Here is a 24,777-nt window from a genome sequence, read left to right on the forward strand (position 1 = left end):
AAAAAAAGCCGGGATTTATAAGGTAATCCGCAATACAACTTTTTTGCAGTGTTTGGACTTGAAAAACAGAACGATAAATTGAATTAAAACCTTAAAAGATATCCTGGTGCCACCCTAAGTTAACGATGGCAAATAGTCCATTTAGAGCTTTTTTGTCCACAAAATAAACTTTATTTTTATACCGTAAACAGGATTTAAATACCAGATATATTTTGTATATTTATAATATCAAGATCGGAACAAGCCGCCTTGTTAACCCAATCCCTACGCTTATGGCTAAGGCTACAAAAATTGGCAGAGATGCCCGGACTGGCGAATTTATTACTGTGCGTGAAGCTCAGCGGCGCCCCAACACGACCACGGTAGAAACCCTACCCAAACCGAAGCCCTCACCCAAGAAATAACAACCCTTGGTGTGGCTTTCTTCTTCGACCAATTCAGGGGCTGAGCGTTGTGCTTCGGTCCCTGAATGGTTTGAAGCCCATCCGTGTCTCCTTCCCCGATGCTACGACTGTTACCTCCTGACCTGGACCTTGACCGGCATCTGGCCGCTCACCCACCGACCTTTTCGCGCTTTCATTCCGACGAACTGGTTCACCTCCTGCACTTGGTGTCGGCTATTCCGGCCACCAACCGCAAAATGGCGGAGAAGCTGGATTTGCAGCTGGGCTATGTGCACCTGAGTTCTACTCGGCTGCGGGAGTGGTTGCCCAATTACCATGAGTATTTGCAGTACGCCGTCGATACGAACCTGCTGGAAACGGACAACCATTTCGTGGTGCCACGGGACGGTGATGTTGGGAAGTGTCGCGGGTATCGTTTTGCAGCGCGCTTCCGGAAGGGCTGGGATGTACCCCTTGTCGATGGCCCGAGTTGCCGCATTGTGTGGCTGAAAGATGCGGCTGTCATGCGTCGGCTGAACCGGGTTCGGCTTAAACAGTCGAAACTGACCAAGCAGATCCGGCAGGACTACAGCCACCTGCTGGAGTGGCTCGATCCCAAAACCACCCCATTGCGAATTCGGCAAGAGGAGGCTCTGCGCTTCATTGCCCAGGAGCGCGACAGGGTGCGGCGGGACCCTTCGTTGCGAAAGCCTAAACGGAAGCCCGGGCCGAATGGGGAGGTGGTATTTAAAGATCCTGAGGAACAGTACGATCAACGGTTTACATCCGTCGCCAAGTTGGTCGAGCGCGACCTCAACACCGTGCTTGATGCTAAGGTAGGTCGGCTACATACCACGCTCACCAACATGAGCGGTAAGTTGCGGCCGTTTGTCTACGCCGAAGGCTACGGGCAGCTCGTTGCCATTGACCTCAAAAACAGTCAGCCGTTTCTAGCCAACCTGTTGCTGAACCCCTCCTTCTACAGTCCCTTCACCAAGGGTCGAAAAGGGGGCCGCGTGCCTTTAACTCTTCAAAAGGAGGGATTAAAGGTGTGGGAAGAAATGAAGAAGAGAAAGAACAAACACTCTTACATTACTCTGCTTAGAATAGTGCAACGCACTGGTAATGATGATATTGAAAAGTTCCGGGAGTGGACAGCCAGTGGTGAGTTCTATACCAACGTCCAACAAGCCCTCAATTCCCAGGGAGAGCAAGTACCGTTCGAGCGCGACGACATCAAAGTGATGCTGTTCGAAGTATTGTTCTCGCGCAACTCCACCAAGTCAATGGCGAAGACAGCATTTGCCGAACTCTTCCCTACTGTGGCCAAAGTGTTCCGCACGCTCAAGGTTAAAGACCATAGCATCCTGCCCCGGCTGCTACAGCTGCTGGAAGCGCACCTGTTTTTGCGCGTCATCACCAAGCGCATTCACCAGCGCTGCCCACACATCCCGCTGTTCACCGTGCACGATAGCGTGGTGACACCCGTGGAGTACGCCGACTACGTGGAGCGCATCATGAAGCAGGAGCTTACGAAGTGGGTGGGTCAGTCACCGCAGTTTACTCGGTCTTTCTGGGGGACTGACTCAGCTTAGCAAGGTTGCTGGGGGTAGCAGCGGCTATAGGCCCTGCGGTCGAGTTTTACAGCATCTGCCTTAAACTGCGACTTGACGGTTTTAGTACACAAAATCAGTAGTTCGCATAAAAACTCTGTAAACTCTACTTGTTACGACCTTTACTCAAAATATTAGGCTGTAGTGATCGAGTTATTGGTGCTACAATATCCCTGGTTTCGGCACCATTGTGTTCCTGCTGTATAGGGTCTGATCGGGTCTTATTGAAATGGTCAGACAGGCACCGACCGATCGGGTGAATCCAGATCGTGCTGGGTTTCTAGCCAAGTTCAGAGACCCTCACAGGCCCTAGGGTCTGTCTCCTGCGGGGACTCTACTTTAATTAAATAATTTAATGGCTTCCCTTATGGTCGCCAAGAGCCACCGCCAAGCTTAAGTGGTCCCCCAAGTAAATCGCTCAGCATTGCGCCATCAAGCCGCAGCGCTACCCACCCTAGATCAACCTGTTCCGAGCCTAACACCTTGGGTTTTCCTTAAAAATACCCACCTGAAGCCCGTAGAACCCGTTGCCCGGTTAGTCTCCCTTTTCCCTTATACTTATGCCTGAGGCCATCACTGGGAAGTAGCGCCCCTGCTGTTCGCAGAGGGCTCATCTTAAATAATTTAATTGCCGTGGACCCGGGACTAGGGAGTAGCTCCAACCCGGAGGCTGGGGATGATTAAATTATTTAATTCCGGCCAGGGCCGAGGAGACATGCAGGGCAAGCCTTCGCCCTTATTGCAGCAGGGTGCGTAGCTCTAACCAGGTCCTGCTGGCGAGCAAAGGGCGTTATTTGCCGACATCGCTTCAGCCGGCCCTACCTTTAAGATCCATCATCGATCCTACTCCCCGATGCGTGCCTTTAACCTTGCGACCATCTTCGCCTGGGGCTTCCTGAGCGCCTGCCACTCCTCCCCGCACTTCGACCAGGCCGTGTGGCTAGCAAATGCCGAGATGACGGATCACGCTAATCCGCGAGCTCGGATGGTGCAGGATTTAATGGCCCACCACCTGCGGCCGGGCCTGCCGCGCGCAGCGGTGCTGGCCCTGCTGGGTCCGCCCTACAAAGAAGGCGTGGAGAACCGCCTACCGAAGCATATCACCATGCCCGACACCATCGGCGCGATCCGCCCTGAGCTCTACCAATCCGGAAACCGGGCGCACTTGCGGGCGGCCACGCTTCAAGCGAGTCGGCGCATCAATGCTTTCTATCGCGAACACGGCCGGCCCGATACGCTCATGCTTTATCCGGTGGGCTGGTCGACGATAGACCCCAACTTTTTGGTAGTCCAGTATACCGGCCACGGGCGCGTGAAAGGGTATTGGGTCGAGCAGCACTAGGGCCTAACGGGACAAATACCGCAGCGATGGCTCGCCAAGCCAGACCTTGCCGGGCCCGCCTCCTCTTTTTTATCTACTAGGTCACCAAGGAGGCAATTACCAAGGGCGAACCAGATAGGGCCCGAAAAAAAGGGCAGGTATGTGGGGGCTTAACTAGGAACCCTTCTGACCCAAACCACGGCTCCGCCCGCGTCTTCCCGGTAACCCGCGCTGGGTGGTGATTCTATACCTAGGCACTGTCCAGCAACCGGCCGTTTGACGGACTCGTTTGACACCCACGCAGAAGCTCCCGAAAACCGTGGTTTTCGGGGGCTATATTTGTTAAAAAGACAAGTTTCAATATGAAAAGGAAGACGGTTTATCGTAGCGCTTACTTCAAAATAAATGTGATAAAGAACATCCTTGAGATGCTAAATGATAAAAGTCATGGACAACTAAAAAATTTATATTTTACTATTAAGACGGGTGATACAATCTGGGAGCATAAAGCGATAGAAGACTTCATTGATGAGTACAGAAAGAAGCCGGAAGAGGCAAGTGTTAATGTCAACTATGATTACCATGTATACAACATTCCCCATACATTTCGATTTACACTAGTCTTCTACAATGATGACTTCGGAGTCAATACAGTTGTAACAGTAGAGGATGAGAGGGATATAAAACCACATATCACCAGAGTATTCTCCCTACTAGATGATGCTTTAGAAACCTCACTCGTAGTTCCGACTAAGATTAACAAGGTATCTCCCGTCATTTTCATCGGACATGGAGGAAGCCTTCAATGGCGTAATCTAAAAGATCACCTAGTTGACCAGCATGGATATAAGGTGGAGGCTTATGAAACTGGGGCAAGAGGTGGTCATACCATTCGGGATATACTTGATGACATGCTTAATAATGCCACTTTTGCACTTCTTGTTTTAACGGCAGAAGATGAAATGAAGGGTGGAGAAAAGCGAGCTAGACAGAACGTTATTCATGAAACGGGGCTATTCCAAGGGAAATTAGGTTTTAGCCGAGCAATTGTGCTACTGGAAGAAGGAGCAGAGGAGTTTAGTAACATCTATGGCATACAGCAGCTTAGGTTTAAGAAGGATAATATAAAAGAGACCTTTGGTGACGTCCTAGCTATTTTAAAAAGAGAATTCAATACTTAAATGAGAGCCGCCATCTATGCCCGCGTCAGCACCCGCGATAATGGCCAAGACAATGAAAACCAACTTAGAGAATTATGGGCCTTCGCCGCTCGAAGAGGTTATACTATACATCACGAGTATATTGATAATGAAAGCGGCGCACGCGCGGATCGGGCGTAGTTTCTACAGCTATTCGAGAACGCTCATAAGCGCCGCTTCGATGTCGTCATCTTCTGGGCCCTCGATAGATTCAGTCGCGAGGACATGACCGAACCCTTAACCACTTACAGAAGCTATCCTTATCGGGGGACAATTTAAGTCGTTCACCGAGCAGCATCTGGATAGCACCGGTATTTTCAAGGATGCCATCATCGGTATCCTGGCCACTATTGCCAAGCAGGAGCACGTACGCCTTAGTGAGCGAACCAAAGCAGGCTTGGAGCGTGCGCGCAGGAAAGGCAAAGTGATCGGCCGGCCCGAATTGGATCCCGAAAAGATCGAGCAGATCCAGTGCTTACGGGCTACGGGCCTAAGCATCCGGGATATCGCTGCAACGATGGAAATCAGTGAAACGGTAGTATGCAAATACCTGGTATGAGCATATACTGATTTACGAGCCTGATATCCCGCTCCTCTATTTACGCGAGGGCAACATGGCTAGGGCACCGCCTGGCCATCGTGGCTCCGGCCGTGGGCGAGTTTATGAGCGTATTGCTGCGCCAGAGTTGCAAATGCCTGGCTCCCTAAAGGTAGGCGGGGCGTGCCGGCATCAGTGCTGAAGGTTAAGGCCCAGATAGGGATGATGCGACAGCCCAACAACGTAGGCGTGCGAAATAATGCTTATGGCTTCATGCTCTACCGATATCCTCTGGATCCAGCGCGCGGGTTTGACCTGGCCCGCAATTCATTTGCCTCGGCTGTTGCCGTGCTCGCTCAGCTGACAGGCCATGTGCCGAGGGAAGTGCGGGTGGTGAAGCTAACTGAGGTGGGTTGATGCAAGCCAGCTGCAGTAAGGGGTGTAACCAATGGGTGCAGTATCGCGAAGTCTTTAGCTAAGGAGCACGCCACCCCTTCTTACACGGCGTGAAACCGATGTTCGTGAGGCGTCTCTTCGGGAAAGCGTCGCCCCGTCGGGTTACAAATATCCGTCACCGGGTTGGGCCAGGAACGGCATTGCTGCGCTATAGCCAGCGTGAGCCGGTGAAACCGTCCGCCGCGTTGGGGTTGGGTGCGCCACCCCCGCTTATCCTGGTCTACTCGCCATAAGGGCGCCGCGGCTAAGAACTTCGCATCAGCTTCTAAAAAAGGTGGTCCAAACGGTTCTAGAATGGTGCCGGGGTCTAACGACAACCCGTCCACATCGTACAGGGTAGGTAGTGTTTCCATCGAAATAACAAAGGGAGTAGAAGAAATAGGGAGATTAAAAGTAGCTCAGCGAAGGCCTCCGACCGGCTCTTGCTTCCGCAACACGAGGCGGCGCACGCCGGCGGCGGTAAAGGCGCACCCCCTTCGGGTGCGGTAACCCGAGGCGGTGAGCTGGGCGGCAATGCGTCGGTAGTCCCATTGCAGACTCCGGTACAAGCGGGCCAGTTCGGCTGCCTGTCGATTCGCGAGACTCGTTTGCGCATTCGCTTGTCGTTGCACCTGCCCCTTGGCCCTCGCCGCGGCCGTCAGGTTGGCCGGTGTACCCAGTTGGTGCCCCCGCGCTTTCTTGGCGGCCAAGGCATCCTTGGTGCGCGTCGAAATCGCTTTCGCTTCCTTCTCGGCCACGGCCCCTAAGACGTGAATGGTAAACTCATCGGCGGCGGGCATATCGACCGCTTTGAAGCGCACCCGGCTTTCCATCAGGGCCGAGAGAAAGGCCAGGTTGCGGGCCAACCGGTCGAGCTTGGCCACCAGCAGCACCGCCCCGACTTCCTTGGCCGCTTGCATGGCCGCCTGCAACTGGGGCCGGCTGTTCTTGCGCCCACTCTCCACTTCGATAAACTCGGCCACGATTTGCTCACTCGGTGCGAGGAAGGTACGGACGGCCGCTTGCTGGGCTTCCAGCCCCAGGCCACTAAGGCCTTGGCGGGCAGTCGAGACCCGATAGTAGGCGACGTAGTCGGGCATAGGCTAACAGAGGGTAAGTAGTAAGACCCAAAACTACCCCTTTTTGGTTGTGTATCATTACATGAACGGTCGTTTAGATAATGATACACGACCTACTGAGGTACCTTCCGAGCTGGGGTGGGGTCCGGACTCCCCGCCGCGAGAAACGGGAAAGGCCTCCCTCCTGCCCTATCCCCATCCTGGATTGTTTCTTCGGCTACCCCGCAATGTGGGCAGCTAAATCTAGGGTATTCCGTATATTTAGTAGGGGAGGTACTTCCTTCCCTCCCGCTTTTTTCCTACCTCCCATGAGTGATACCCCGGACCTTTCCGCCCCCGCCCCGGCGGGCTATACGCCGCCCACCGAGCCCTGTAGCTTTCCCAATCTGACGGACCGCGAACTCGACCGCGACGTAGTGAATCTATTCCTGCCCGAGATCGATCTGTTTGCCACCGACGAAGAGCTGGCGGCGATGTACCCGCCCGGCGACTGGGCCCGCATGCAGCGGGAGCTGGACCGGCAGTAACCCGCTGCTCCGCCCCGACCTACCCGCTTCGACGAGGGCTATTCGGCAGTCAGCCACCCCGGATACCGGCCCCGCCGGCGAGCAGCAGATTCTACGGGGGTTAGCGGGCTGTTTTTACCTACAATCAGGGGTGTTGACTTAGAAATCCCCGATCAGGGGTGGCTAGCGTTGTGGCTCGAGTGGGTGAGGATGGGTGAGGAGGAAAATGGCTACCAAGCGAGCCCCGCCCGCTACGCCAGGGCATTCTACTTACATAATTTAATCCGGTCAGAAGGTCCCACCGGCAGCCCAGCGTCCTTGGCTCGGAGGGTAGGCCCCAGCGCTTCCCGGTACCGGTCCACCCCGCCGCGGGCCGGGAGGGTGCGCGCTAGGCCTGACCCGGCGGCAGGCAAGGCTCGTATCTGCTGATGCTCCTCCCGTGGCAGGGCCACCAGCTTCCGCTTCCGGTTACCAGTCGACGTTTGCCCGTCACTCTGTAGCCCCTCGATACTGGTTTGCACGATCCGCTCGGGCCCCGAGTAGAGCGGGTGAGCCTTCAGCTCCTGCATACGCTGCCAGGCATCTACATTGACTACGCCCTCGGGAACGCCGGAAGGGGCGGCGGGTAAGAGGTTCTCGGCAGGTTCTAAGGGCTCCATGGGGCAATTTTGACTATTATTCCGGTGTTTTGACCCAGAAACTGCCCTTTACTTCTGGGTAGCGTTGTGGGTCGGTTGGGTGAGGATGGGTGAGGAGGCAAACGGGCCAAAAATTAAATTATTTAATGGGAGCCCCGCCCTACAATATCGGTGTACACGGTGGCCACGTTCTCAAATGGTTTGCCCGCGGTGGTGTGGGGCGCTACATTGTACACAGTAGGCAAACTGGTAAAGCAGTTACTTCCTGAGGGGACATGCTGCCAACTGCCCGTGGTGGGCTGCCAGCCCTCCGGCGGATTCATGCCAGTATAGTTCATGGGGTTTGCCGGGTCGCTTACCTCATAGATACTCATGCGGGCTTGCGTGACGCCAAAGGGCGTGAAGACGATTCGGTTCAAGAGAATGTTATACGCTTCTTCGGGGCTCTCATCCCGTAGGCGTAAAAGGGGGTGAGTAGGGCGAGCACCTGGAAGATGGTATCCATCGCGGCCGCGGGCACCGGGTTACGCGCACCAAAATTCACCGCGGGTTTCAGTACGTAGCACAAGGCTCCCTGCAGGCAGTATACGGCTTTAAGATTTTGTCCCCACGCGTTTACCCCTGGCATCACCTGCAACCACCGGGCGAGCAAGGCTTGCGCCGTCGTGGCATCGCGCAGGATGAAGTGGATATGTGGATGGTAGCGTTCCTCGAGTAGCTCAAGCGTATAAGAAATTTCTACCTCGCGGAGGCCCACCAGCGGAACCGTGGGCCAGGCCGGGTGGAAGTGGCCATAGCGCTGGTAGTAGCGGCGGTTGCGGTGGTAGTGCTTATTCCACAGCTCGCTGATCTTGGTAAAGGTCAGAAGCATGTGTTTGACCCGGTCGGGCAGCTCCGCTCGGACACAACTGGGCACCGTTAGGGTGAGCAGCTGGGGGTTTTCCCAGGTTTCCATTAGGGGCAGATACTTGCGGACTAACGTACCCATGCGGTTACAGGCACACTGAAAGCACCAGCGGAGCCCGCAGCTAGTCGGGTAGCGTTTGCGGTAGGGTAAGCCCTGATCACACTGCCAGGTTCTATACAGGGTGCCCCGTGCCCCAGGAAGTTGGGAAAGCTGGGCGATCCGGTGCTCGGTGAGGTCCCGTTTCTCGGCGCGGGTGAGCTGGGGCTCTTCACGGAAAGCAGGCCCCACAGGCTCCTCGGGGCTTAATTCGATTAGCTCGACATCGAATAGAGCATACTTGTCCGGACCTACGCCGGTATATGAACTAGGAGTGGGCTCCAGCGTGGGCGGGAACCACGACACCTTGGGGGAACGTGGGGAAGGGAGGCTCGGGCGGACAGACGGGACCGGAGCAGCAGCAGATCGCTTGCTCAAAGGAAGGCACCAAGAAAGATTCCGATCTTACTCTACGCTCTACGGTCTGGCTGTTATCCTGAAGTCAGGAGAGGCAACCGCTATAAAGGTAAACTGCTGGCGGCCGCATTTGCAAAAAGAAGTAGGGCAAATCTGGTTTGAACCTCCTGACTCTTAGGGGCTAGGGCGAGAGGTAACCGGTCCAGCCACAATGGGCCCACGAGGGCAGCAGGTCCTTTCTAGCGACCTATCCTTCTACCCTCCAGGAGCCAGCTGCCACCCGGCCGCGAAACGGCGAGGACAGCCCGTACCCTGGGGACCGAGCTCCGCTATGTGCGTGGCGTTGAGACGCCTACTGAGTGTCCTGTGCTTGGCTATGAAGGGGCACTAGCTGCCGCTCGCTGGTCGTGAGACTTCCAGCCAATGAACAAACCTGTTGGACACTGGGGCCAGTGCCAACCGCGGCGGCAGCAAGGCGACCTACGGCTGCTTAATCAACCATGCTTCTCCCTCCCGGTGCTCGACTTGAAAGCCATCCTGCAGGTAGACCTGCTGGAGATGCTGCTCAAAGGTTTCCGCGCGCTTCTGGCGCTGGGCATAGGGCCCAGGATTGTCGTACATCTCCCGGATCTCCCGGAGGCGAAACGCGACCTCGGCCTCCTTCTCTGTACTAGCTAGCGCCTGTTTTTTGGGCGAGGTATTTTTGGTGGCCTTCGCCTGCTGGTAATCCGCAAGCAAGTATTTTTCAATCAGCGCTTTGTAGATAGCCCCGGCGGGCTTCTTAATTTTACCTTTCTGAAATTGCGCTTCCACAATGCGCACCACGTAGGCGATGTAGTCAACATCGTACTCGCCCGCCGCCAGTTGTTGGCTGACCACGGCCAAGCTCCTCTCTCCTACGCCTATTTCGGCCAGTGTTCGCGTCCACACAGGAGCCTCACTAAAGGGCGATTTTGTAGGCATTGCTCCCTCCTTATGAGGAGCAGACAATAAGAATTTCACCTCGGATACGAGCTTGCCCTGCTTCAACAATTCATAGGTAAACGGCATATCCGTCTGTTGCATCTCGGTCTGGGCCTTGTCCAAGATACGTGTGCGCAGATTATTAAAGCGTGGGTACTCACCCTCTTGAAGATCAAGCAGAAAACGAAGCTGAGCGATGGTAATTGTTCGCTCTCTAAAGGTGGCGTACTCCTTAAGTAACCAGTAAATGCGGTAAGAATAAAAGCTTTTAAGCTTATTGAGTTGCTCTAGTTGCGCTAAGGTAAAGTTGCCACTCTCCCGCAGCTGCAATAGATAGGGCATGATCAGCGGGTTAAAGGACGCCACGACTCCTCCTCGATCACTCTCATAAGCAGCTTTGGCCATGAGCGGAATAAACTCAAAATCGGGCTTCTTACTCCGTTTTCGAGTGCCTTGCTGGGTATCAACCAGCTTCTCGATATAAAGCCGACGCGAGGTAATGTTATTGCACATCTGCTTTACTTCCTCATATGCCGAACCGCCGGTACGCTCATGGATTATTTCTGCCATAGGCACAAAGTGCTCGCGAAACTGCTCGTCTCCAGGCTCGATGCGGGTAAGTAAAGAGATGAATAAGCGCATCTCCAAGGGCACAAAGCTGAAGCGCGAGTTGATGAGAGCATTATGTTGTGCTACCGTTTTATCAACAGCCGGAATCAAGGGCGATTTTGTAGGCATATGAAGCGCGAGAAGGCGATTTTGTAGGCGTCAAGGGGCGATTGTGTAGGTATCAATCGTCGTTTATGTAGGCGTGAGAGGGCGATTTTGTAGGTGTATACCTTTGCATACCTCACAACGACAATAAGTTATGGCTCCTGTAATTACTAATGTAGTATATATAAAAAGCTAGCTTATTTAGGGCGATTTTGTAGGCATGAAAAGCAAGTGCCCCTAATAGTAAAAAATAGCACAAACTCGAAATTTTTCGCCGCGTTTTTATTGCTATTTTATACTGTAATTATTTGAGTTTCTTGCCATTAAGTCGGTATTGTTCAGCCTCGGGCAAAGGCCTATCAGCCCCATCCATAGCATCTAAAAAAGCACACAGCGCAGAGTCGACTGCCTTTTTCAGTACAAGCCGATCCCAATACTCACTCTGCTTTAGCCGCACATAGGTACTGCGCCGCAAAAAAGTGCTGAATTTAAGCCACTCCTCCTCAGTAGGCACAGTTGAAATAGGGGCTGGGGGTACAGATGTGTCAGCCGGAACGACGGATTGGGGAAGTAGTACAACCTCCCGGTTTACGCCATACAAACGCGCGTCATTTGTTAATGGCGGTGCTGGCATATCTAGATCGTCGCCAAAACTTGGTTTCTTGGTTTGCTTACTCATACTCGGGCAATGATTTCTCGGGTGAGCGATTCGTAATCGGTAGCGCCATTGCTCTCCGGCGCCCACCGGTAAATACTTTGCTTTTTGATTTGGGCTTCCGCCAGCGAGACGTTTTCGCGTATGGTGGTCTCCATCATAAGTTTGGCCTCGGAATACTTGGAGTCAATTAGGGCGACCACGTCATGGTGAAGCTTTTTGCGGTACTTGCTGCTGTACTTGGTAAAAAAGATGCCACCAATGATCAGGTTGGGATTATACAAGTCCTTTACCCGCTCGCATGCTTGTATAAGCTTGTTTAAGCCTTCATAGCCAAAGTATTCCGGCTGGCAAGGAATAAAGACTGCATTGCAAGCCACCAGGGCCATGTATGTAAGAGCAGACAAAGAAGGCGGAGTATCGATCAGGCAATAGTCATAGCGATCCTGTAACGGTGCTAATCCCTTGCGAAGGATGCTTTCGTAGCCCAACTGCTGGCCGACCATCTTCTCCAAGAAGTCGAGATCCGGAGTAGCTGCCACCAAGTGTAAGTTTTCCTCAATCGCTAAAACGATATCCGCCAGCTGCGCTTTTTTCTCTAACACCAGCCCTAGATCTGGATAACCAGAAGGCAGACGAAAGGCTAGTGAGAGATTGCGCTGGGCATCGCAGTCCATGAGTAACACGCGATGACCATCGCGTGCCAGTGTCTGCGCAACACTAAGCGTAGAAGTTGTCTTTCCTACTCCGCCCTTATGATTGGCGAATACAATAATCTTCATAGTACAGAGCTCAAACTGGATCTGGAAGTAATAATAGAGAATTTAAACTTCCCTTACTTCTTAGCCATGCCAAAGAAGTTAAACTTCTTTGACTTCTTTGACTTCTTTAACTTCTGAAAGAACTATTAAAAGTTATAATTCTTTAACTTCTTTAACTTCCAATAGAAATACAGGAAGTTCGTCTTCTTTAGGAAGTTTCTCCCTTATAAGACTGTCCCGTGGTAAAATGCCAATTGTCAAATAGACGACTCATTTCGTTTTGGGAGAATGCTTCTCTTAAATAATTTAATTGTAGCAGGGGTAGAAGCTGGCAGCTTCACCGGCAACTCCGCGGGCCCCTGACAAGCGGACACTTTTGGACTTAAAAGCTGCTGGGAATGGCCATTAAATTATTTAATTCCCAGGTGGCAAGTGGACTAAAGGGCTTCTCCTCCGCCCGAGGCTCCAGCAGGCCACCTCGAAGGACACGAGCAGGTTTACGATTAGCAGCGTTTCACTCTCCTGCTCAGAACGAACAGGAACCAGATAAGGTCTGATAACAGAAGCTTATCAGTCCTGACTTTGGACGCTGTACAGGTGTGAGAGGAGCGTTCAACAACTGTACACCCTCCCGTATAGGGATCCATAAGACCCTGCTTATCGATCCTTATTTCCTGTCCTAGCAGTCATCCGATAGCCCCCTATCTTGTCCTCGCTTTCCCCCTGACCGTTGTTCCCCTATGCTTGGAAAATTTTTCCTACTCCTGCTGCTTGTCGCTAGCTTTCCTGCGCAGGCCTGTGAATGCCGCAAGTCACGCACAAGCTGGACCTATGCGCTGATGCAAGAGAAGCTGGGGCAAACTCCCCACGTCTTTCTAGGCCGAGTGTTCGCTGTGACGGATACCACGTTCCAGGTGCAGGTGCTCGAGGAATTAAAAGGCCAGCTGCCGCGCCCCCTCCTCCAGGGCCGGTATGATCAGTATAGCAGCTGCGGGATCCTCGTCCGAGAAGGGGTCTGGATCTTTTATTCGCGCTTGGATGCGGCAGGCAACCTCCTGGAGCTCAGTGCTTGCACCTTCTCGGGCAATCTGACCGAGCCCTACTTGCTGCTCCCACCTCCGGATCCGCGGGTCATCCCAGACTCGCTGGCCCGGGAACAGCTCTACCAAGCGCAGCTGGCTGAGCAACGCGCCCTGTTTGTGCAACAGTGGCTCACCGAATACGCGATCCTCGTGGCCTATCGGCGCCAGCATCCACCGGCTGCGGCGCCTACCCCAGCGAGCACGTGGGTGCCGTATCTGGCCCTGGGGGTAGCCCTGCTGGCCCTGTTGATCGTGCTCTTCAACCAGAAAGGCCAGCTCACGGATAAGGGTTAATGACGCAGCTTTATCGGACCTTATGAGATAAACAAAATAGGTTATCGCTCATCGGGTAGTTCTTCCTGTTTGGGAGGGCGCACGTACCGTTTAAATGGCGGTTCTGTCACGCCTAAGTCCCTATAATTGATCCGCGCTTGGTTTAAGCTCACTTGATTGGCCCCGCCTTCGTACGCAGGATCCGCGTGTTGAATTGGATCATCTTCCCAATAGCAGACGGGACAAATATCATAATGTCCCGTAGCGGGCTCTTGAAAGGTATAGTACGCACAACAAGGGCACTGGTAATATCCAAACTTATTGCTTTGGTTGTTCATATGCCTCTTTTACTACTTTTCCGCGGACGGGGGTATAACTCCAATTACGTTAAGCGACAATTTTTAGAAAACAAACAGCCTAGCACAACGCCGTTTTCTGCCTTTTGTCTACTTCTGATATTTTACAGTAATGCAAGTTCCAACCCATTGGTGGAAGTACCTGCCCTAGAGATTTTACTAGTTCCCCCCTTTCAACTCTGCTTTGGAGAGTTCTAAGTAATACCACGTGTGGCCGACTGGGGGCATGGATGCAGGCGTATAGTTCTTATAAATGCCACTAAAAACAACTTCCTTTCCCACTTGCTTTAGCCCCTCGGGCAAATCGCCGCATACTACTCCGATGGCTACGACGTCAATGGTTCCTGGTTGAGATGAGTAAATAAGGTATCTGTCCATCTCAGAATTGAATACAATAACCCCCTCCGCATCCTTTACCTGTCTTACTACTGGGCTTTGTGTTGCACAAGAGGTTGGTGAATCTTCCTTTTCGCAACTACTGCTCGTGAATAATAGAATACTTAGAAGACAGGTAAGAATTGGAGTTTTCATACGAGTATGAAGTTGAGAATAAGTACGTGCTTGAACTTGTAGAGCAGGGTAACATCAACTTAGTTGCAAGCAATATTGTAAAGTGAACATTCTTTAATATAACGCATCAACACATGCCATCCAAAACTCGCTGGACTGGAAACATCGCCGGAGCCCCCGCAGCCGTTTGCTGGCTAACCTAAATGGGCATTTTAAGACACTGTGTCCGAGAAGGTCTTTTATGTTTAGCAACGACTTAGGTAAGCCACTAGCTATGGGGACGACTTCCTTACTACTAGACTCATAATTGCGTCCCGCTTAAGTCGCTACTTGCTTTCCCTTATCCAAGCTTGTTGTTCTCTTCTCGCCAAGCGCTGGGCTAGCCCACGGCTGATGGGGCAGGCTCCGAACTGGGAGTCGTAGATGGAGCGTTTCCGATCAGGCGGCGCACGTAGTTCGAATACCCCTGGCTGTCCTTGGTGAAGTCTTGCCACAGGCCCTTAAAACTGGGTAAGAAGTAGTAGTGGGTGTCATCGCTAAACACCACTCGGTAGGCAAAAAAATAGACCGACTCAATGTGACGATAGAGCCCCAGGTCCTTTTGAAGGGTGCCTTGGATGGCGTGCTCGATGAGGAAATGGGAATCGCACACGTAGATATTGGCCGTGTGTAGCGTCTTAAAGTAACTGTAAGCGAGCAGGAGGGCAACGAGGATCAAGCCGAACCAGTACCCCGGCTTGGCCGACCCCACGAACCCTACCGTCACCAGCGCACAGATACCGGCGGTGAACAGAAACGCCATCCATTTGAGAGCGAGCGGCTGAATGGCCCCGATACTGACTTTGGTACGCATACTTCTTAGTTAGCTGCTCGAAAGGACTCGGCGAAGGAAAATTACTCCCGCCCGACTACAAGAGTAACGATTCGTGACGAAACCGATAATTACCCCCCCCATCAGATACGAGGAGTGCGAATCCCAGCTTGTGCGGCTGCCCCTTAGGAGAGTAGCTCATGATGAATGATACGGGTGGGCTGGCCACTCAGCCCTACGCTATCTTTACTCGCCCTAGCACCGTAGCAGCAGGGAGTATCCTCCTGCGCAGGCGTACCGGCCCCTTAATGAACTCCACCTCGCGTCCTTTCTCGTCTGCCCTCTATGTGGCCCTGTTCATCAGCCTGGTAACGGGCACCTCGTGCGACCGGGAACCCAGGACCACCCAGTATAGTCATTACAAGGTAGCCGGGACTGCGAAGCTGAGCGTGTTTATTGATTCTGTCGTAGCCGATAGAGGCACGGTCGATAACGCCTTGTATATGGAGCTTATGACCAAGACAGATACGTTCCTGGTCAAGCCCATTGACCAAGAGCTGAGCTTTCCCCAGCTGCAGGACTCGCTCACGCAGGTTAATCTGTATTACCAGGACTGGTATGTGAAGTTACAAGGCCAAGTAGTGCGCAACGAGTACCCCGCCCTGTATTTCCCGCATAAAGAAGCGATCATCACGATTGATACATATCCCTTCGAACATCGCCAGGCTCAAGTATGGTTAAAGCAGAAAAAGGAACGGGTCTACTATGAGATTCGATTCGCGAAAGAGGGCCGCTTCTTTTCTACCTCCTTGGCCCCAGACCTACGTCAATAACTATTAGGGTGTCTTAGAATGGCCATTATGTCAAACAATAAACGGCCGCAGGGCTCACCGCTGGACCGACAGGACGACGTGCTTCTCTTCTTTCTTCAGGGAGGCGGGCCCCGCCAGGGGGGCCGGGGTCACCTGGTGCAGCCTCAGCCCGTAGCGGCGGCGGTTGGCCCGCAGCGTGAGCGTATCGCTGATCTCGGGGCCGCAGTACAAGCACAGCGTCACCGTTTGCGCACTGCCCTGCTGATCCTCTACGCGCAAGTCAGTGGTGACAAAGCCGCCGTCCCCGCAGGACGGGCAGCGCTTATCCAGCACGTCGGTCACGGTCACGATCAACTCGGGCGCCTGCTGGTCGGGTAGACTGGCGCGCTGGGTGTAGCGCAGCGTGAAGGGCTGGTTAAAGGCCGCATCGAGGATGGGGGTCGTGTTCTTTTCTTTCGTGCAGGCCACCACGCACAGCAAGCCAACAGCCCCAGAATACAGCAATTTCATCGTCTCGTATAGAAAAGGTGCAATATAGTCTTTCCCCGGAGAGACACGCGCGTTCTGTAGGGTTGCAGGGCCGCCACATAAAACCACCGCCCCCCCTATCGTTGAAGGACCCGCGCAGCCTCCTTTAGTCGGATAATCCGCATTATGTTAAACCCGTTCAATTAGTAAGTTTAGCTATTAGAAATTGAGCTACCCCCTTCGGTAGGCGCTGAAATTGGCGGTTTATAGCGTACAAAGAGATAATAGAGCGTGAGACAGGAGATCATATTCACCCCGATAACTGTCGGCTCTGAACTCTCCAGCGAAAAGTTAAACTTGATGGTGTAGAGGTCAAACTGCAGGGTCAGGTTGGCTGGGGCCTTCAGGCCCACGAGGAACCAAACCCCATTATTGAGCGCATACTGTAGTCCCTCGTAGGTGAGCACGGGCAGCTGTAACAGGGCATAGATGCCGATCCACGTGGGATCCTGCCGCCGGTGATACGCTACATAGGAATACATGCCCACGCCATACGCCCCGACGAAATACAAGCAAGAGAGGGTAGCCCACTCAACCTCCTTCTGTTGCAGGGCAACCAAGGTAGCCACGAGCGCTAAGAGTATTCCTAGACCTCCTCCTATGGCATTGTAGAGGGCCATAGCCCCTAAGAAGGTACGGGGAGGAAAGCGTTTAGCTGGGGGCATGATGAAGGATGGAAACGAGCGCTCTACTTGCTTTTATCAAAGGGATGCTAGTTAGACAAAAAGTAGAAAAGGGGCGTCTGTCAGCCTGTCTGCTTTCGCGGAATGTTTTCTTTACATAATACCGGTTATAGCTGCCTTCAATGTGTCCTGATTGGGGTGTGAGGCACCAAACCCGAATAAGTACCACCGCTAGTAGATTTGCTCCTCCCTATGCTGTTACTTCGCCGCACGGAAGCAGGCATCGCGGTACTCTCCCCCTACTTACGCTTCCTCCGCTGCTTCGGCGCAGGAAAGAGCGTGGGGCCGTCGCGTCTCCACCCCGTGCTAGTGAGGTCATCGGGGTCCTTATCGATCGTTTGCATTTTTATTGTCACCAGTCCCTTTATAGATGATTAAATCCTTTACCCCCTCCTTCCTAATTCGTACCCTGGGCGGGATAGCCAGTAGCTTGTTCAGCCTTACGGCGGGGGCCCAAACAGCGCCCGCGTGGTCCAGCGTCCGCGCCATCGGACCTACCGCTACCTATGGTGCCGTGGCCACAGTGGATGCCTTCGGCAACACCTACGAAACGGGGAATTTTGATGGGACAACGACCATCGCTGGCACGACGCTCACCAGCGCGGGTAACACCGACGGCTACCTCGCCAAATACACGCCCGCTGGGGCGCTGGCCTGGGTACGCCAGGTAGGCTCCCCTGGCTCGGATTACGTGTCGGACGTCGCCGTAGATGCGGCCGGTAATGCCTATGTCACGGGTGATTTCTCCGGCTCGATGGCCCTGGGCAACAATGTGTCCTTAGTCGGCGGCAATGTTACCGTGAGCAAGGTCATGGTCGTCCGCTATTCGCCGCAGGGTACCCCCGAATGGGCGCAGCAGAGTAGAAGTACCCCGCCGAATAACACCGCCGTGGGCGGAGGCATTAAAATCGATGCGGCGGGCACGGTGTACCTGACGGGTTACTTCAATAATCCATTTACGATCGAATCCACGACCATCAATGTCCCGAACCTAGCAGGGGTATTTCTGGCCCGCCTTTCGGCGGCGACCGGCGCGCTGCAGTCCTTGCTTCCCGCCTTCCAGTATGCCCCTTTCACGAGTAGCGTTGGTGTCTCCTATACCTATCCCAAACTAGCGATATCCCCCACGGGCGACACCTATATTCTAAATACCTTTACCCAAAGCCCCATCTTCGGGACGACCACGCTTACCAGCCGCGGCAAGGGGGACGTGCTGGTGGCCAAGTATAGCGCGCAGGGCACGTTCGAGTGGGTCCAGCAATTCGGTGGGGTGGACGAGGATTTGGTCAATCAGGGGGTGGTCGATGCCACCGGAAACCTGTATGTAACCGCTTCTTTTACGGGGAGCGCTACGTTTGGGAGCACCACGCTAGCGGGAGCCGGCAACCTAGATGGCAGCCTCGTCAAGTACTCCCCGCAAGGGGCCTTGCAGTGGGTGCAATCGGTGGGTGGTCCTGCCTCCGACAACTTATTCAGTGTAAGCTTGGATGCGGCCGGCAACCCGTATGTCGCGGGTTACTTTGCGGAGGTGGCCCGGCTGGGTTCAGGCACGCTCACCAGTGCCGGCCGCCAGGATATAGTAGCGGCCGCTTACACCCCCCAGGGACAGGTTCGCTGGGTGCAGCAGGCCGGAGGTCCGGGACTCGATTACGGTCTGCACTTGGGCTTTGACGCCCGTGATAATGCCTACCTTGTGGGACGCTTTGCGAATACCTGCTCCTTTGGCTCCCTAACGCTCAGTACCACCGCCACGCAGGAAACCTTTTTAGCGCATTTAGGCAACACGGTTCTGGCAACGCAACAGGGCCGCCCCGTAGCCCAGGCGCTGCCCGTGTACCCTAATCCAGCTTCTGACGCCGTGCAGGTAGCAGACGTGCTCGTCGGCCGCAGCGTGCAGCTGCTCGATGCCGCGGGCCGGGCAGCGCGCACCGAAATGGTTGCCCCGAACGCGACCATTTCGGTGCGGGGCCTGCCCGCGGGACGCTACACCCTACGTGCCACTACGGCTGATGGCAGCCCCTATACGGGTCATCTACTGGTGCTGTAACTGCTTATGTAGCGACCGGCTTACAATCCTTTCTGCATCTGCCACTCGTTCGAGCAGTCTCCCAGGTATTCTGGTGGGTGGTATCGCCGCGCCCACGCAGCCACGAAAGACACGCAGGATCCCACCGCGTATCTTTCGTGGCTGCGTGGGCGCGATTTGTAGGCTGGCCTATTGACTAGCCAAGGTGCGTCGATCAGGTGCTTTGTCGCCGCTCCCGACCTAGTGATAGGGCGCACTGAATGATTGCCTTCTTCGCCGCCAATCACCCTTAGAAACGTTGCTTTACGTAAGGGATTTTTGTCTTAGAAAGGCCATTATCCTATGTTCGCCTACCCGCCGTAACTTAAGGTTGCTGAAAAGGAAAAGGGAGGAATAAGATTCCGCCATGTAAATGACCAATTTCATGCTGGAAGAAGCGCACGCCTCCCGAATCCCTGGTCCTTACTGTTCCCTCAACACCCCCTCTTCTGCCACAGGAAGTAGATCCTGCAGTCCGTCCCCAGTGGGTGCACCGTGTTCATCCGCGAGCAAATCTACGGTTGCGTAAAGTTTTTAGCGTGTTCTAGGACGATAGCCAACGTCTGCGAGTTTGCGAGCACCTGTACCTCGGCCACGAACAGCTGCATCTCCGGATTGGTCCTCACCGTCGCCAGAAAGGGTGCATACTGTTCCTGTTACATGACGCGGGCCATCACGAAGGCCGTGGTCATGTAGCCCAACACGCCATATACGTCGCCGTGCCGCTGCTTCTCGGCGTATGTGGTTAACGCTTCGCGCACGAGCGAGCGGCGCTCTCGGGAGGACAACTGGGCCAGATACTCCTCCTGGGCTAGGATCATCTCCAGGTACATGAACTCAAACGTGTAAGCCCCCCAATCCCCGGCCTGTTTTTTCTCCGGTAAACAAGCGGGCCGCATTTGCTGGTAGCGTTCCAGCAGCAGGGCTGCGGCTTGGGGGCGTTGCTGCAATTCGCCGAAGCCATTGAAGTTCGCTAGCTGCGCCCGCGTACCGCGTTGCAGCGAATTGGCGGCGAGCATATTCCCCAACAACGGATAGGTTAAGCAAGTAGCGACTAAGCCGGCCGTGGAGATGCGCGGCAGCGTGGCCGCGGGCAGCTGGCAGGCTGCTACCATCTCCGCCCCGGTTTGAAAGGTGGCCCAGGCGGGCGTGCCCGGTACGATGGGGAAAACGTAGGTGTCGGCCGGCACCGGCACTACCGAGGACGTGCAGCTTTCGGGGTCGTTCTTGTCGCACGCGGTGAAGGTCAGCAGCCCGCTCCCCAGCAGGACGAGCGCACACAGGGTAGAATAGGTCATCATCCTAGTAGGTTAGCTAGCGAGCGAGCAGGAGTAGGCCCGGTAAGCAGCAGAGCCCGCCGCCGGCCGGAAGGTTGCATGGACCGAGGCTCTCGGTCGTATAAAGGCCATTACGTTTAGCGGTAAGCCTGAGAAAGCAATAGGGCTCTTTCTTGCTGCTCCTAGAAACCTGTTTTGCTACTGGATGCACCGCATTGCGACGAGCTATGGTTCAGCGCCCCGTGAAACCGGGAAGCCATCCGGGCAACGTGGAGGCGCCGAGCCGATGCCGCCCGCCCTGCTTCCCTCACCGGGAAGGGGCGTTACCGGATACGGCGGTTGGAAGACCACGCGTAATCGGCTACGCCTGCCGGGCCCCCGCTAGCGGATCACTTCCAGCCAGCCCCGGTAGACGGTCCCCGTGCTGGTCAGCCGCAGCACATAGTAGTAAACCCCGGCGGCGGCCTGCGCTCCCCACTCGTGGGCGTAGGGAGCCTGCTGGAACACGCGCTGCCCCCAGCGGGTGTACACCTCCAGGGAGCACGCCTGCTGCGCCAGGCCCGGGATCACGAAGCGCTCATTGCGCCCGTCCTGATTGGGCGTGATCAGATTGGGAATCCGCAGCTCCGCGGGCTCCCCGGCGGGGAGCCCGGGCGGCGGCCCGGTAGCGGGGAGTTCGGGCGGCCCTTGGGCCCGGGTAATGACGCGGCTCCCCTGCTGCGTGCAGCCCCCCGCATAGGTGACCCGCACAGAATACGTGCCGGGCTGGCTGACGCGCAGCGTGGGCGTGGTGGCCCCCGTACTCCACTGGTAGGCCGTGGCCCCTGTGGTCGTGGCCGTCAGCTCCACCGTCTGGCCGGGCCCCAGCAGCGAGTCGCCCTGGATCCGCAGGGCGGCGGTGAAGGCCGTGACCACGTGGTAGGCCGTCAGCTGGCGCCCGTCGGCAAAGGTGGCCCGCAGCGTGTACAGCCCGGGCTGCTTCACGACCAGGGTCGAGGTGGTAGCGCCCGTGCTCCAGTGGTAGGTCGCCCCTGGGCTCGTCAGGGCCGTCAGCGCGACCTCCCCCCCCGGGCAGAGCACCGTTTCACCGCTGATCTGGGCCTGGATAGGCGCGGCGGATCCCCGGAGCTTGACGACCCAGTAGCCATGGTGAGCTTGGGGGGGCTGGCTGGAGCCACTCGGCGACCAGCCCCCCAGCACGAACCCCTGGTCACTGGTGGGCTGCAGATCCATGAGCAGATCCTCCTTATCCCCTCCCAAGGTGCGCTCGGCCAGCACCTGACCCCGGGCGTCGAGGTGCACCAGCCAGATGTCGGTGCCCCCGTTCTCGTGGGCGCGCGAATCGCCCGCCAGCAGGTACCCGCCCTCGGCCGTGACCTGCAACCCGCGCAAGACGTCTTCGTGGGGGCGACCGACCGTTTTATCCCACTGCTTGGTGCCCTGGGCGTCGACTTTGACCACCCAGTAGTCTCCGGCACCCACCCGGGCCTCGGTTTTATCGCCGCCGGGCGACGAGTCGGAACTTCCCCCCAGCAGGTAGCCCCCGTCGGGCGTGGCCACCAGCGCTTTGAGGTATTCATCTTCACTCCCCCCGAAGCTGCGGTCCCACTGCCGCTGACCCAGGGCATCCACTTTGAGCAGCCAGTAGTCCCGCATTCCGCGGCGACCATTGGCGGCTTGCGTTTTATCCCCGTCGATGCCCGCATCCGTGCTCCCGCCCAGCAGGTAGCCCCCGTCGGGCGTGGGCACCAGGGCCTCCAAATGGTCGGCCATGCTGGTGCCCAGGGTGCGGTCCCAGACTTTGTTGCCCTGCGCGTCGAGTTTGAGGAGCCAGTAATCCGCGGGGCCCGGGCCGGTCTGGGTGACATCCCCGCTGCGGCCGGACGTGGTCATGCCGGCGACCAGGCTGCCCCCGTCGGGGGTAACTAGCAGCGCCCGCACATAATCACTTAAGTGCCCCCCATAGGTTTTATCCCAGACTTTGTTACCCTGGGCATCGAGCTTGACGATCCAGTAATCATCATAGCCTTGGCTGGGCTGGCTCTTGTCCCCACTCACGCCGGACTTGGAGGTCCCGCCCAACAGATAGCCGCCATCGTGGGTTTGCTGCACGGCGCTTACGTACTCGTCCTTGTCCCCTCCGTAGGTTTTATCCCAGACTTTGGTGCCCTGGGCATTGAGCTTGACGATCCAGATATCGTTGTAGCCTTGGCTGGGCTGGCTCTTATCTCCTCCCACTGCGGAGCTGCTCGTGCCCCCGAGCAGATAGCCGCCGTCGCGGGTTTGCTGCGCACGGTGCAGCAAACCCCCCTGCGGGGCCCCCAGGGTTTTCTCCCACTGAGTGGTTAGGATCTGGGCCGAGGCGGGTAAGCCCGGTCCGGCCCCCAGTAGGCAGGCCCCGAGCAGGGCGGCCCCGCGGACCCAGCAGCGGACAGGTAAGGACAGGCAAAGGAGTAGACGTAGCAGCATAACAAGGAAGGAAAACAACACCGGGCGGCCGAAGCAGCCGGCGCGGTGGCCGCCCGCAGGGAGCACACCTACCCGATCTGCCGGCTCAGCAGTGGCGGGACGAGCTGTGCAATATTCTGACCGTATTTGGCGGTCGGGCCTCCCTGCGCGCTTCCGCTACTCCCCCGCGGGCCGGCTACGCCAGGCCCGGGTAGGCGACCCGCGGCACTACACCCGACAGGCGCGAGCAGGAAGAGCCACAACAGGAAAGAGATGGAGAGGTCGAGCGGAGGGACTAGAAAAAGGCTGACCCCTGCGGCAACAGTGTCCGAGAATGGCCGTGGCTGTTGCAAAACGCGGTCAATAGCCTAGGGGGTTTGTTCTTAAGCGGCAACTGCCTGCGACTAGGAGCGCTAACCAGGCCCTGTGGACGGCTGTACGCGCTAATCAATAGCAGTCGGATACGCGTCACTGCGTATTATTTACTCGTAGGCGTGACCGTCTCTTCACTCCACCACCAACCGGCGGCTGAGACGGGTGGCCCCGGCTTGCACCTGGAGCAGATATATGCCCGCCGATAGCTCCGCCAGGGACCAGGCGTAGTCAAGGCCAGTCTCGGACACGGTCTGCGTTGTCCGGCGCACGACCTGCCCCCGGGCGTTGACGAGCGTGAGGGTGGCTTGCGTGCCCCCAGCCAACGCCGCTAACGCTACCCTGACGCTGCCGCGGGCCGGATTGGGGTACAGCTCCAGGGCGACGGGCGACCCGGCTGCCCGCTCCGGGCCTGGAACGGGCGCCCGCAGCAGACCCACAAACGAATGTTCCACCAAGGGGCCGGCCCCTACCCGGATGGGCGTCACCAAGTGGCCAGCGACGTACACGCGCGGCCCGCGCAGGGCAATGGCCCAGGCGGCGTCGTTGGCGGGGCTGCCCAGCGACTGCGCCCAGGCGACGGTCGCCGTGGGGCCCGCATCCCGCAGCTGCGCTACCAGCAGGTCTTGCCCGCCCACGGAAGCCACGCGTCCGGGGCCAGCGTCCAGGGAATGGCCGAACTCACCCGCCAGGTAGAGGCCGGTCTCGTTGACGGCCAGCCCCTGGCATTCGTCGTAGCCCTGGCCGCCGAGGCGCTGGGCCCAGGTGAAACGGCCGGCTGCGCCGGTATCGGTGAGCTTGGCGACAAAGATATCCGTGCCGCCGCCGTGGCGCGCATTGGTCAGCACGCTGGTGCCTAGGCGCAGCGTTTTATCAAAGAAACTGCCCCCGATATAGACGCTGCTGTCCCGCACAGCTAGCGCGCTCACCCAGGCCGACTGGGCGTAGGCCGCAGGCTGTACCCAGCTCAGCAGGCCGGCGGCGCCAGTATCGACCAGCTTGGCCACGTAGAGGTAGCGGTTGCCGTTACCCGACGTGGGCAGGGCTTCCGGGCTCAGCTCGCCGGCTACCCCGCGGAACGAACCCGCCAGAAAAAGCCCCTGCTGCCCCACGGCTAGCGCGCTCAGGGCGCCTCCCGCGGCATGGGCCCACTCGCGGCGCGCGCTTGGGCCGGTATCGGTCAGCTTGGCCACGAACGCGTTGAGGCCCCCAAGGCTTGGGCGGTCGGCTAGCTGGGTGCGGCCAAAGCGCAGCGGCCCGTAGCAGGCGCCCCCCACATACACGTGGGGGGCCGCGACGGCGAGCGTGTTCAGCACCGCGCCCCCGCCGCCGATCAGCTGCAGCCACGTGGCCACCGGGCCCGTGCGGGTCGCCGAGAGCTTCGCCACGAAGGCG

At 56.4% G+C, this 24,777-nt stretch carries 25 protein-coding genes; 9 read left to right on the forward strand and 16 right to left on the reverse strand.

Annotated features, from left to right (window positions below; genetic code table 11):
- Positions 1-502 precede the first annotated feature (502 nt).
- The 5 genes from IEW06_RS20455 (at position 503) to IEW06_RS20480 (ending at position 5,471) form a co-directional block, all read left to right on the forward strand.
- The gene (locus IEW06_RS20455; RefSeq protein ID WP_188548872.1) at positions 503-1,978 is read left to right on the forward strand and encodes a hypothetical protein; all 1,476 of its coding nucleotides are present in this window, start codon (positions 503-505) and stop codon (positions 1,976-1,978) included.
- A 973-nt stretch (positions 1,979-2,951) separates the two neighbouring features.
- Positions 2,952-3,338: a hypothetical protein gene (locus IEW06_RS20460; protein ID WP_187734700.1), complete on the forward strand. Its 387-nt coding sequence runs from the start codon at positions 2,952-2,954 to the stop codon at positions 3,336-3,338.
- 386 nt (positions 3,339-3,724) lie between these two features.
- Entirely contained in the window at positions 3,725-4,498 is a 774-nt protein-coding gene (locus tag IEW06_RS20465; RefSeq protein ID WP_187734699.1) for a TIR domain-containing protein, read from the forward strand.
- Entirely contained in the window at positions 4,499-4,657 is a 159-nt protein-coding gene (locus IEW06_RS21060) for a recombinase family protein (RefSeq protein ID WP_187734698.1), read from the forward strand. It abuts the gene before it with no gap.
- Between the two features lie 592 nt (positions 4,658-5,249).
- Positions 5,250-5,471, forward strand: a complete 222-nt coding sequence (locus IEW06_RS20480) for a hypothetical protein (RefSeq protein WP_188548873.1) — start codon at positions 5,250-5,252, stop codon at positions 5,469-5,471.
- Positions 5,472-5,551: 80 nt separating this feature from the next.
- Here the strand turns inward: IEW06_RS20480 and IEW06_RS20485 are convergent, their stop codons facing one another.
- Positions 5,552-5,863, reverse strand: coding sequence for a hypothetical protein (locus IEW06_RS20485; protein ID WP_187734696.1), 312 nt, complete (start codon positions 5,861-5,863; stop codon positions 5,552-5,554).
- 45 nt (positions 5,864-5,908) lie between these two features.
- Entirely contained in the window at positions 5,909-6,589 is a 681-nt protein-coding gene (locus tag IEW06_RS20490; protein ID WP_187734695.1) for a recombinase family protein, read from the reverse strand.
- Between the two features lie 287 nt (positions 6,590-6,876).
- On the opposite strand from IEW06_RS20490, the gene IEW06_RS20495 reads away from it, so the two are divergent.
- Positions 6,877-7,095 (forward strand): hypothetical protein, encoded by a 219-nt coding sequence (locus tag IEW06_RS20495; protein ID WP_187734694.1) that lies wholly within the window; start codon positions 6,877-6,879, stop codon positions 7,093-7,095.
- 245 nt (positions 7,096-7,340) lie between these two features.
- Here IEW06_RS20495 and IEW06_RS20500 read toward each other — a convergent pair whose 3' ends face one another.
- From IEW06_RS20500 to IEW06_RS20525, 6 genes are all read right to left on the reverse strand, one after another.
- Complete coding sequence (locus IEW06_RS20500; RefSeq protein WP_187734693.1) at positions 7,341-7,733, reverse strand: hypothetical protein; 393 nt, start codon at positions 7,731-7,733, stop codon at positions 7,341-7,343.
- A 122-nt stretch (positions 7,734-7,855) separates the two neighbouring features.
- A complete protein-coding gene (locus tag IEW06_RS20505; protein WP_187734692.1) occupies positions 7,856-8,131 on the reverse strand; it encodes a hypothetical protein in 276 nt (91 codons plus the stop codon).
- A complete protein-coding gene (locus tag IEW06_RS20510; protein ID WP_187734691.1) occupies positions 8,128-9,021 on the reverse strand; it encodes a rep family protein in 894 nt (297 codons plus the stop codon). Before IEW06_RS20510 ends, IEW06_RS20505 begins: the two co-directional genes overlap by 4 nt.
- Before the next feature lie 531 nt (positions 9,022-9,552).
- Positions 9,553-10,773 carry a replication initiation protein gene (locus tag IEW06_RS20515; RefSeq protein ID WP_187734690.1) on the reverse strand — a complete coding sequence of 407 codons (1,221 nt, stop codon included), beginning with the start codon at positions 10,771-10,773 and terminating at the stop codon, positions 9,553-9,555.
- A gap of 280 nt (positions 10,774-11,053) precedes the next feature.
- Entirely contained in the window at positions 11,054-11,428 is a 375-nt protein-coding gene (locus IEW06_RS20520; RefSeq protein WP_187734689.1) for a hypothetical protein, read from the reverse strand.
- Positions 11,425-12,186: a ParA family protein gene (locus IEW06_RS20525; protein ID WP_187734688.1), complete on the reverse strand. Its 762-nt coding sequence runs from the start codon at positions 12,184-12,186 to the stop codon at positions 11,425-11,427. Before IEW06_RS20525 ends, IEW06_RS20520 begins: the two co-directional genes overlap by 4 nt.
- A gap of 719 nt (positions 12,187-12,905) precedes the next feature.
- Between IEW06_RS20525 and IEW06_RS20530 the strand changes: the two genes are divergently transcribed.
- On the forward strand, positions 12,906-13,541 hold the full coding sequence (locus IEW06_RS20530; RefSeq protein ID WP_187734687.1) for a hypothetical protein: 636 nt from the start codon (positions 12,906-12,908) through the stop codon (positions 13,539-13,541).
- A gap of 41 nt (positions 13,542-13,582) precedes the next feature.
- Here IEW06_RS20530 and IEW06_RS20535 read toward each other — a convergent pair whose 3' ends face one another.
- From IEW06_RS20535 to IEW06_RS20545, 3 genes are all read right to left on the reverse strand, one after another.
- Positions 13,583-13,858 carry a CPCC family cysteine-rich protein gene (locus IEW06_RS20535; protein ID WP_187734686.1) on the reverse strand — a complete coding sequence of 92 codons (276 nt, stop codon included), beginning with the start codon at positions 13,856-13,858 and terminating at the stop codon, positions 13,583-13,585.
- Between the two features lie 177 nt (positions 13,859-14,035).
- Positions 14,036-14,407 (reverse strand): hypothetical protein, encoded by a 372-nt coding sequence (locus IEW06_RS20540; RefSeq protein WP_187734685.1) that lies wholly within the window; start codon positions 14,405-14,407, stop codon positions 14,036-14,038.
- Between the two features lie 358 nt (positions 14,408-14,765).
- On the reverse strand, positions 14,766-15,239 hold the full coding sequence (locus tag IEW06_RS20545; RefSeq protein WP_187734684.1) for a hypothetical protein: 474 nt from the start codon (positions 15,237-15,239) through the stop codon (positions 14,766-14,768).
- A gap of 266 nt (positions 15,240-15,505) precedes the next feature.
- Between IEW06_RS20545 and IEW06_RS20550 the strand changes: the two genes are divergently transcribed.
- A complete protein-coding gene (locus tag IEW06_RS20550; RefSeq protein WP_188548874.1) occupies positions 15,506-16,030 on the forward strand; it encodes a hypothetical protein in 525 nt (174 codons plus the stop codon).
- 54 nt (positions 16,031-16,084) lie between these two features.
- Here IEW06_RS20550 and IEW06_RS20555 read toward each other — a convergent pair whose 3' ends face one another.
- Complete coding sequence (locus IEW06_RS20555) at positions 16,085-16,606, reverse strand: hypothetical protein (protein ID WP_187734682.1); 522 nt, start codon at positions 16,604-16,606, stop codon at positions 16,085-16,087.
- Positions 16,607-16,689: 83 nt separating this feature from the next.
- Positions 16,690-17,106 carry a hypothetical protein gene (locus IEW06_RS20560; RefSeq protein ID WP_187734681.1) on the reverse strand — a complete coding sequence of 139 codons (417 nt, stop codon included), beginning with the start codon at positions 17,104-17,106 and terminating at the stop codon, positions 16,690-16,692.
- 484 nt (positions 17,107-17,590) lie between these two features.
- On the opposite strand from IEW06_RS20560, the gene IEW06_RS20565 reads away from it, so the two are divergent.
- Positions 17,591-19,267 carry an SBBP repeat-containing protein gene (locus tag IEW06_RS20565; RefSeq protein WP_187734680.1) on the forward strand — a complete coding sequence of 559 codons (1,677 nt, stop codon included), beginning with the start codon at positions 17,591-17,593 and terminating at the stop codon, positions 19,265-19,267.
- 674 nt (positions 19,268-19,941) lie between these two features.
- Here the strand turns inward: IEW06_RS20565 and IEW06_RS20570 are convergent.
- The 3 genes from IEW06_RS20570 to IEW06_RS20580 all read right to left on the reverse strand — a co-directional run bounded on the left by IEW06_RS20570 (position 19,942) and on the right by IEW06_RS20580 (position 24,770).
- Positions 19,942-20,586, reverse strand: a complete 645-nt coding sequence (locus IEW06_RS20570) for a hypothetical protein (RefSeq protein WP_188548875.1) — start codon at positions 20,584-20,586, stop codon at positions 19,942-19,944.
- A 357-nt stretch (positions 20,587-20,943) separates the two neighbouring features.
- Positions 20,944-23,031 (reverse strand): T9SS type B sorting domain-containing protein, encoded by a 2,088-nt coding sequence (locus IEW06_RS20575; RefSeq protein WP_188548876.1) that lies wholly within the window; start codon positions 23,029-23,031, stop codon positions 20,944-20,946.
- 485 nt (positions 23,032-23,516) lie between these two features.
- Positions 23,517-24,770 carry a T9SS type A sorting domain-containing protein gene (locus IEW06_RS20580; protein ID WP_188548877.1) on the reverse strand — a complete coding sequence of 418 codons (1,254 nt, stop codon included), beginning with the start codon at positions 24,768-24,770 and terminating at the stop codon, positions 23,517-23,519.
- Between the last annotated feature and the right edge of the window lie 7 nt (positions 24,771-24,777).

Source organism: Hymenobacter qilianensis, from assembly GCF_014638675.1.
GTDB classification, from domain to species: domain Bacteria; phylum Bacteroidota; class Bacteroidia; order Cytophagales; family Hymenobacteraceae; genus Hymenobacter; species Hymenobacter qilianensis.

Coding starts and splice junctions, on each gene's coding strand:
- IEW06_RS20575 (WP_188548876.1), bottom strand. CDS start 23,031: ATGCTGCTACGTCTACTCCTTTGCCTGTCCTTACCTGTCCGCTGCTGG.
- IEW06_RS20500 (WP_187734693.1), bottom strand. CDS start 7,733: ATGGAGCCCTTAGAACCTGCCGAGAACCTCTTACCCGCCGCCCCTTCC.
- IEW06_RS20570 (WP_188548875.1), bottom strand. CDS start 20,586: ATGATGACCTATTCTACCCTGTGTGCGCTCGTCCTGCTGGGGAGCGGG.
- IEW06_RS20490 (WP_187734695.1), bottom strand. CDS start 6,589: ATGCCCGACTACGTCGCCTACTATCGGGTCTCGACTGCCCGCCAAGGC.
- IEW06_RS21060 (WP_187734698.1), top strand. CDS start 4,499: ATGAGAGCCGCCATCTATGCCCGCGTCAGCACCCGCGATAATGGCCAA.
- IEW06_RS20530 (WP_187734687.1), top strand. CDS start 12,906: ATGCTTGGAAAATTTTTCCTACTCCTGCTGCTTGTCGCTAGCTTTCCT.
- IEW06_RS20460 (WP_187734700.1), top strand. CDS start 2,952: ATGACGGATCACGCTAATCCGCGAGCTCGGATGGTGCAGGATTTAATG.
- IEW06_RS20540 (WP_187734685.1), bottom strand. CDS start 14,407: ATGAAAACTCCAATTCTTACCTGTCTTCTAAGTATTCTATTATTCACG.
- IEW06_RS20495 (WP_187734694.1), top strand. CDS start 6,877: ATGAGTGATACCCCGGACCTTTCCGCCCCCGCCCCGGCGGGCTATACG.
- IEW06_RS20520 (WP_187734689.1), bottom strand. CDS start 11,428: ATGAGTAAGCAAACCAAGAAACCAAGTTTTGGCGACGATCTAGATATG.
- IEW06_RS20515 (WP_187734690.1), bottom strand. CDS start 10,773: ATGCCTACAAAATCGCCCTTGATTCCGGCTGTTGATAAAACGGTAGCA.
- IEW06_RS20455 (WP_188548872.1), top strand. CDS start 503: ATGCTACGACTGTTACCTCCTGACCTGGACCTTGACCGGCATCTGGCC.
- IEW06_RS20545 (WP_187734684.1), bottom strand. CDS start 15,239: ATGCGTACCAAAGTCAGTATCGGGGCCATTCAGCCGCTCGCTCTCAAA.
- IEW06_RS20565 (WP_187734680.1), top strand. CDS start 17,591: ATGATTAAATCCTTTACCCCCTCCTTCCTAATTCGTACCCTGGGCGGG.
- IEW06_RS20550 (WP_188548874.1), top strand. CDS start 15,506: ATGAACTCCACCTCGCGTCCTTTCTCGTCTGCCCTCTATGTGGCCCTG.
- IEW06_RS20485 (WP_187734696.1), bottom strand. CDS start 5,863: ATGGAAACACTACCTACCCTGTACGATGTGGACGGGTTGTCGTTAGAC.
- IEW06_RS20525 (WP_187734688.1), bottom strand. CDS start 12,186: ATGAAGATTATTGTATTCGCCAATCATAAGGGCGGAGTAGGAAAGACA.
- IEW06_RS20535 (WP_187734686.1), bottom strand. CDS start 13,858: ATGAACAACCAAAGCAATAAGTTTGGATATTACCAGTGCCCTTGTTGT.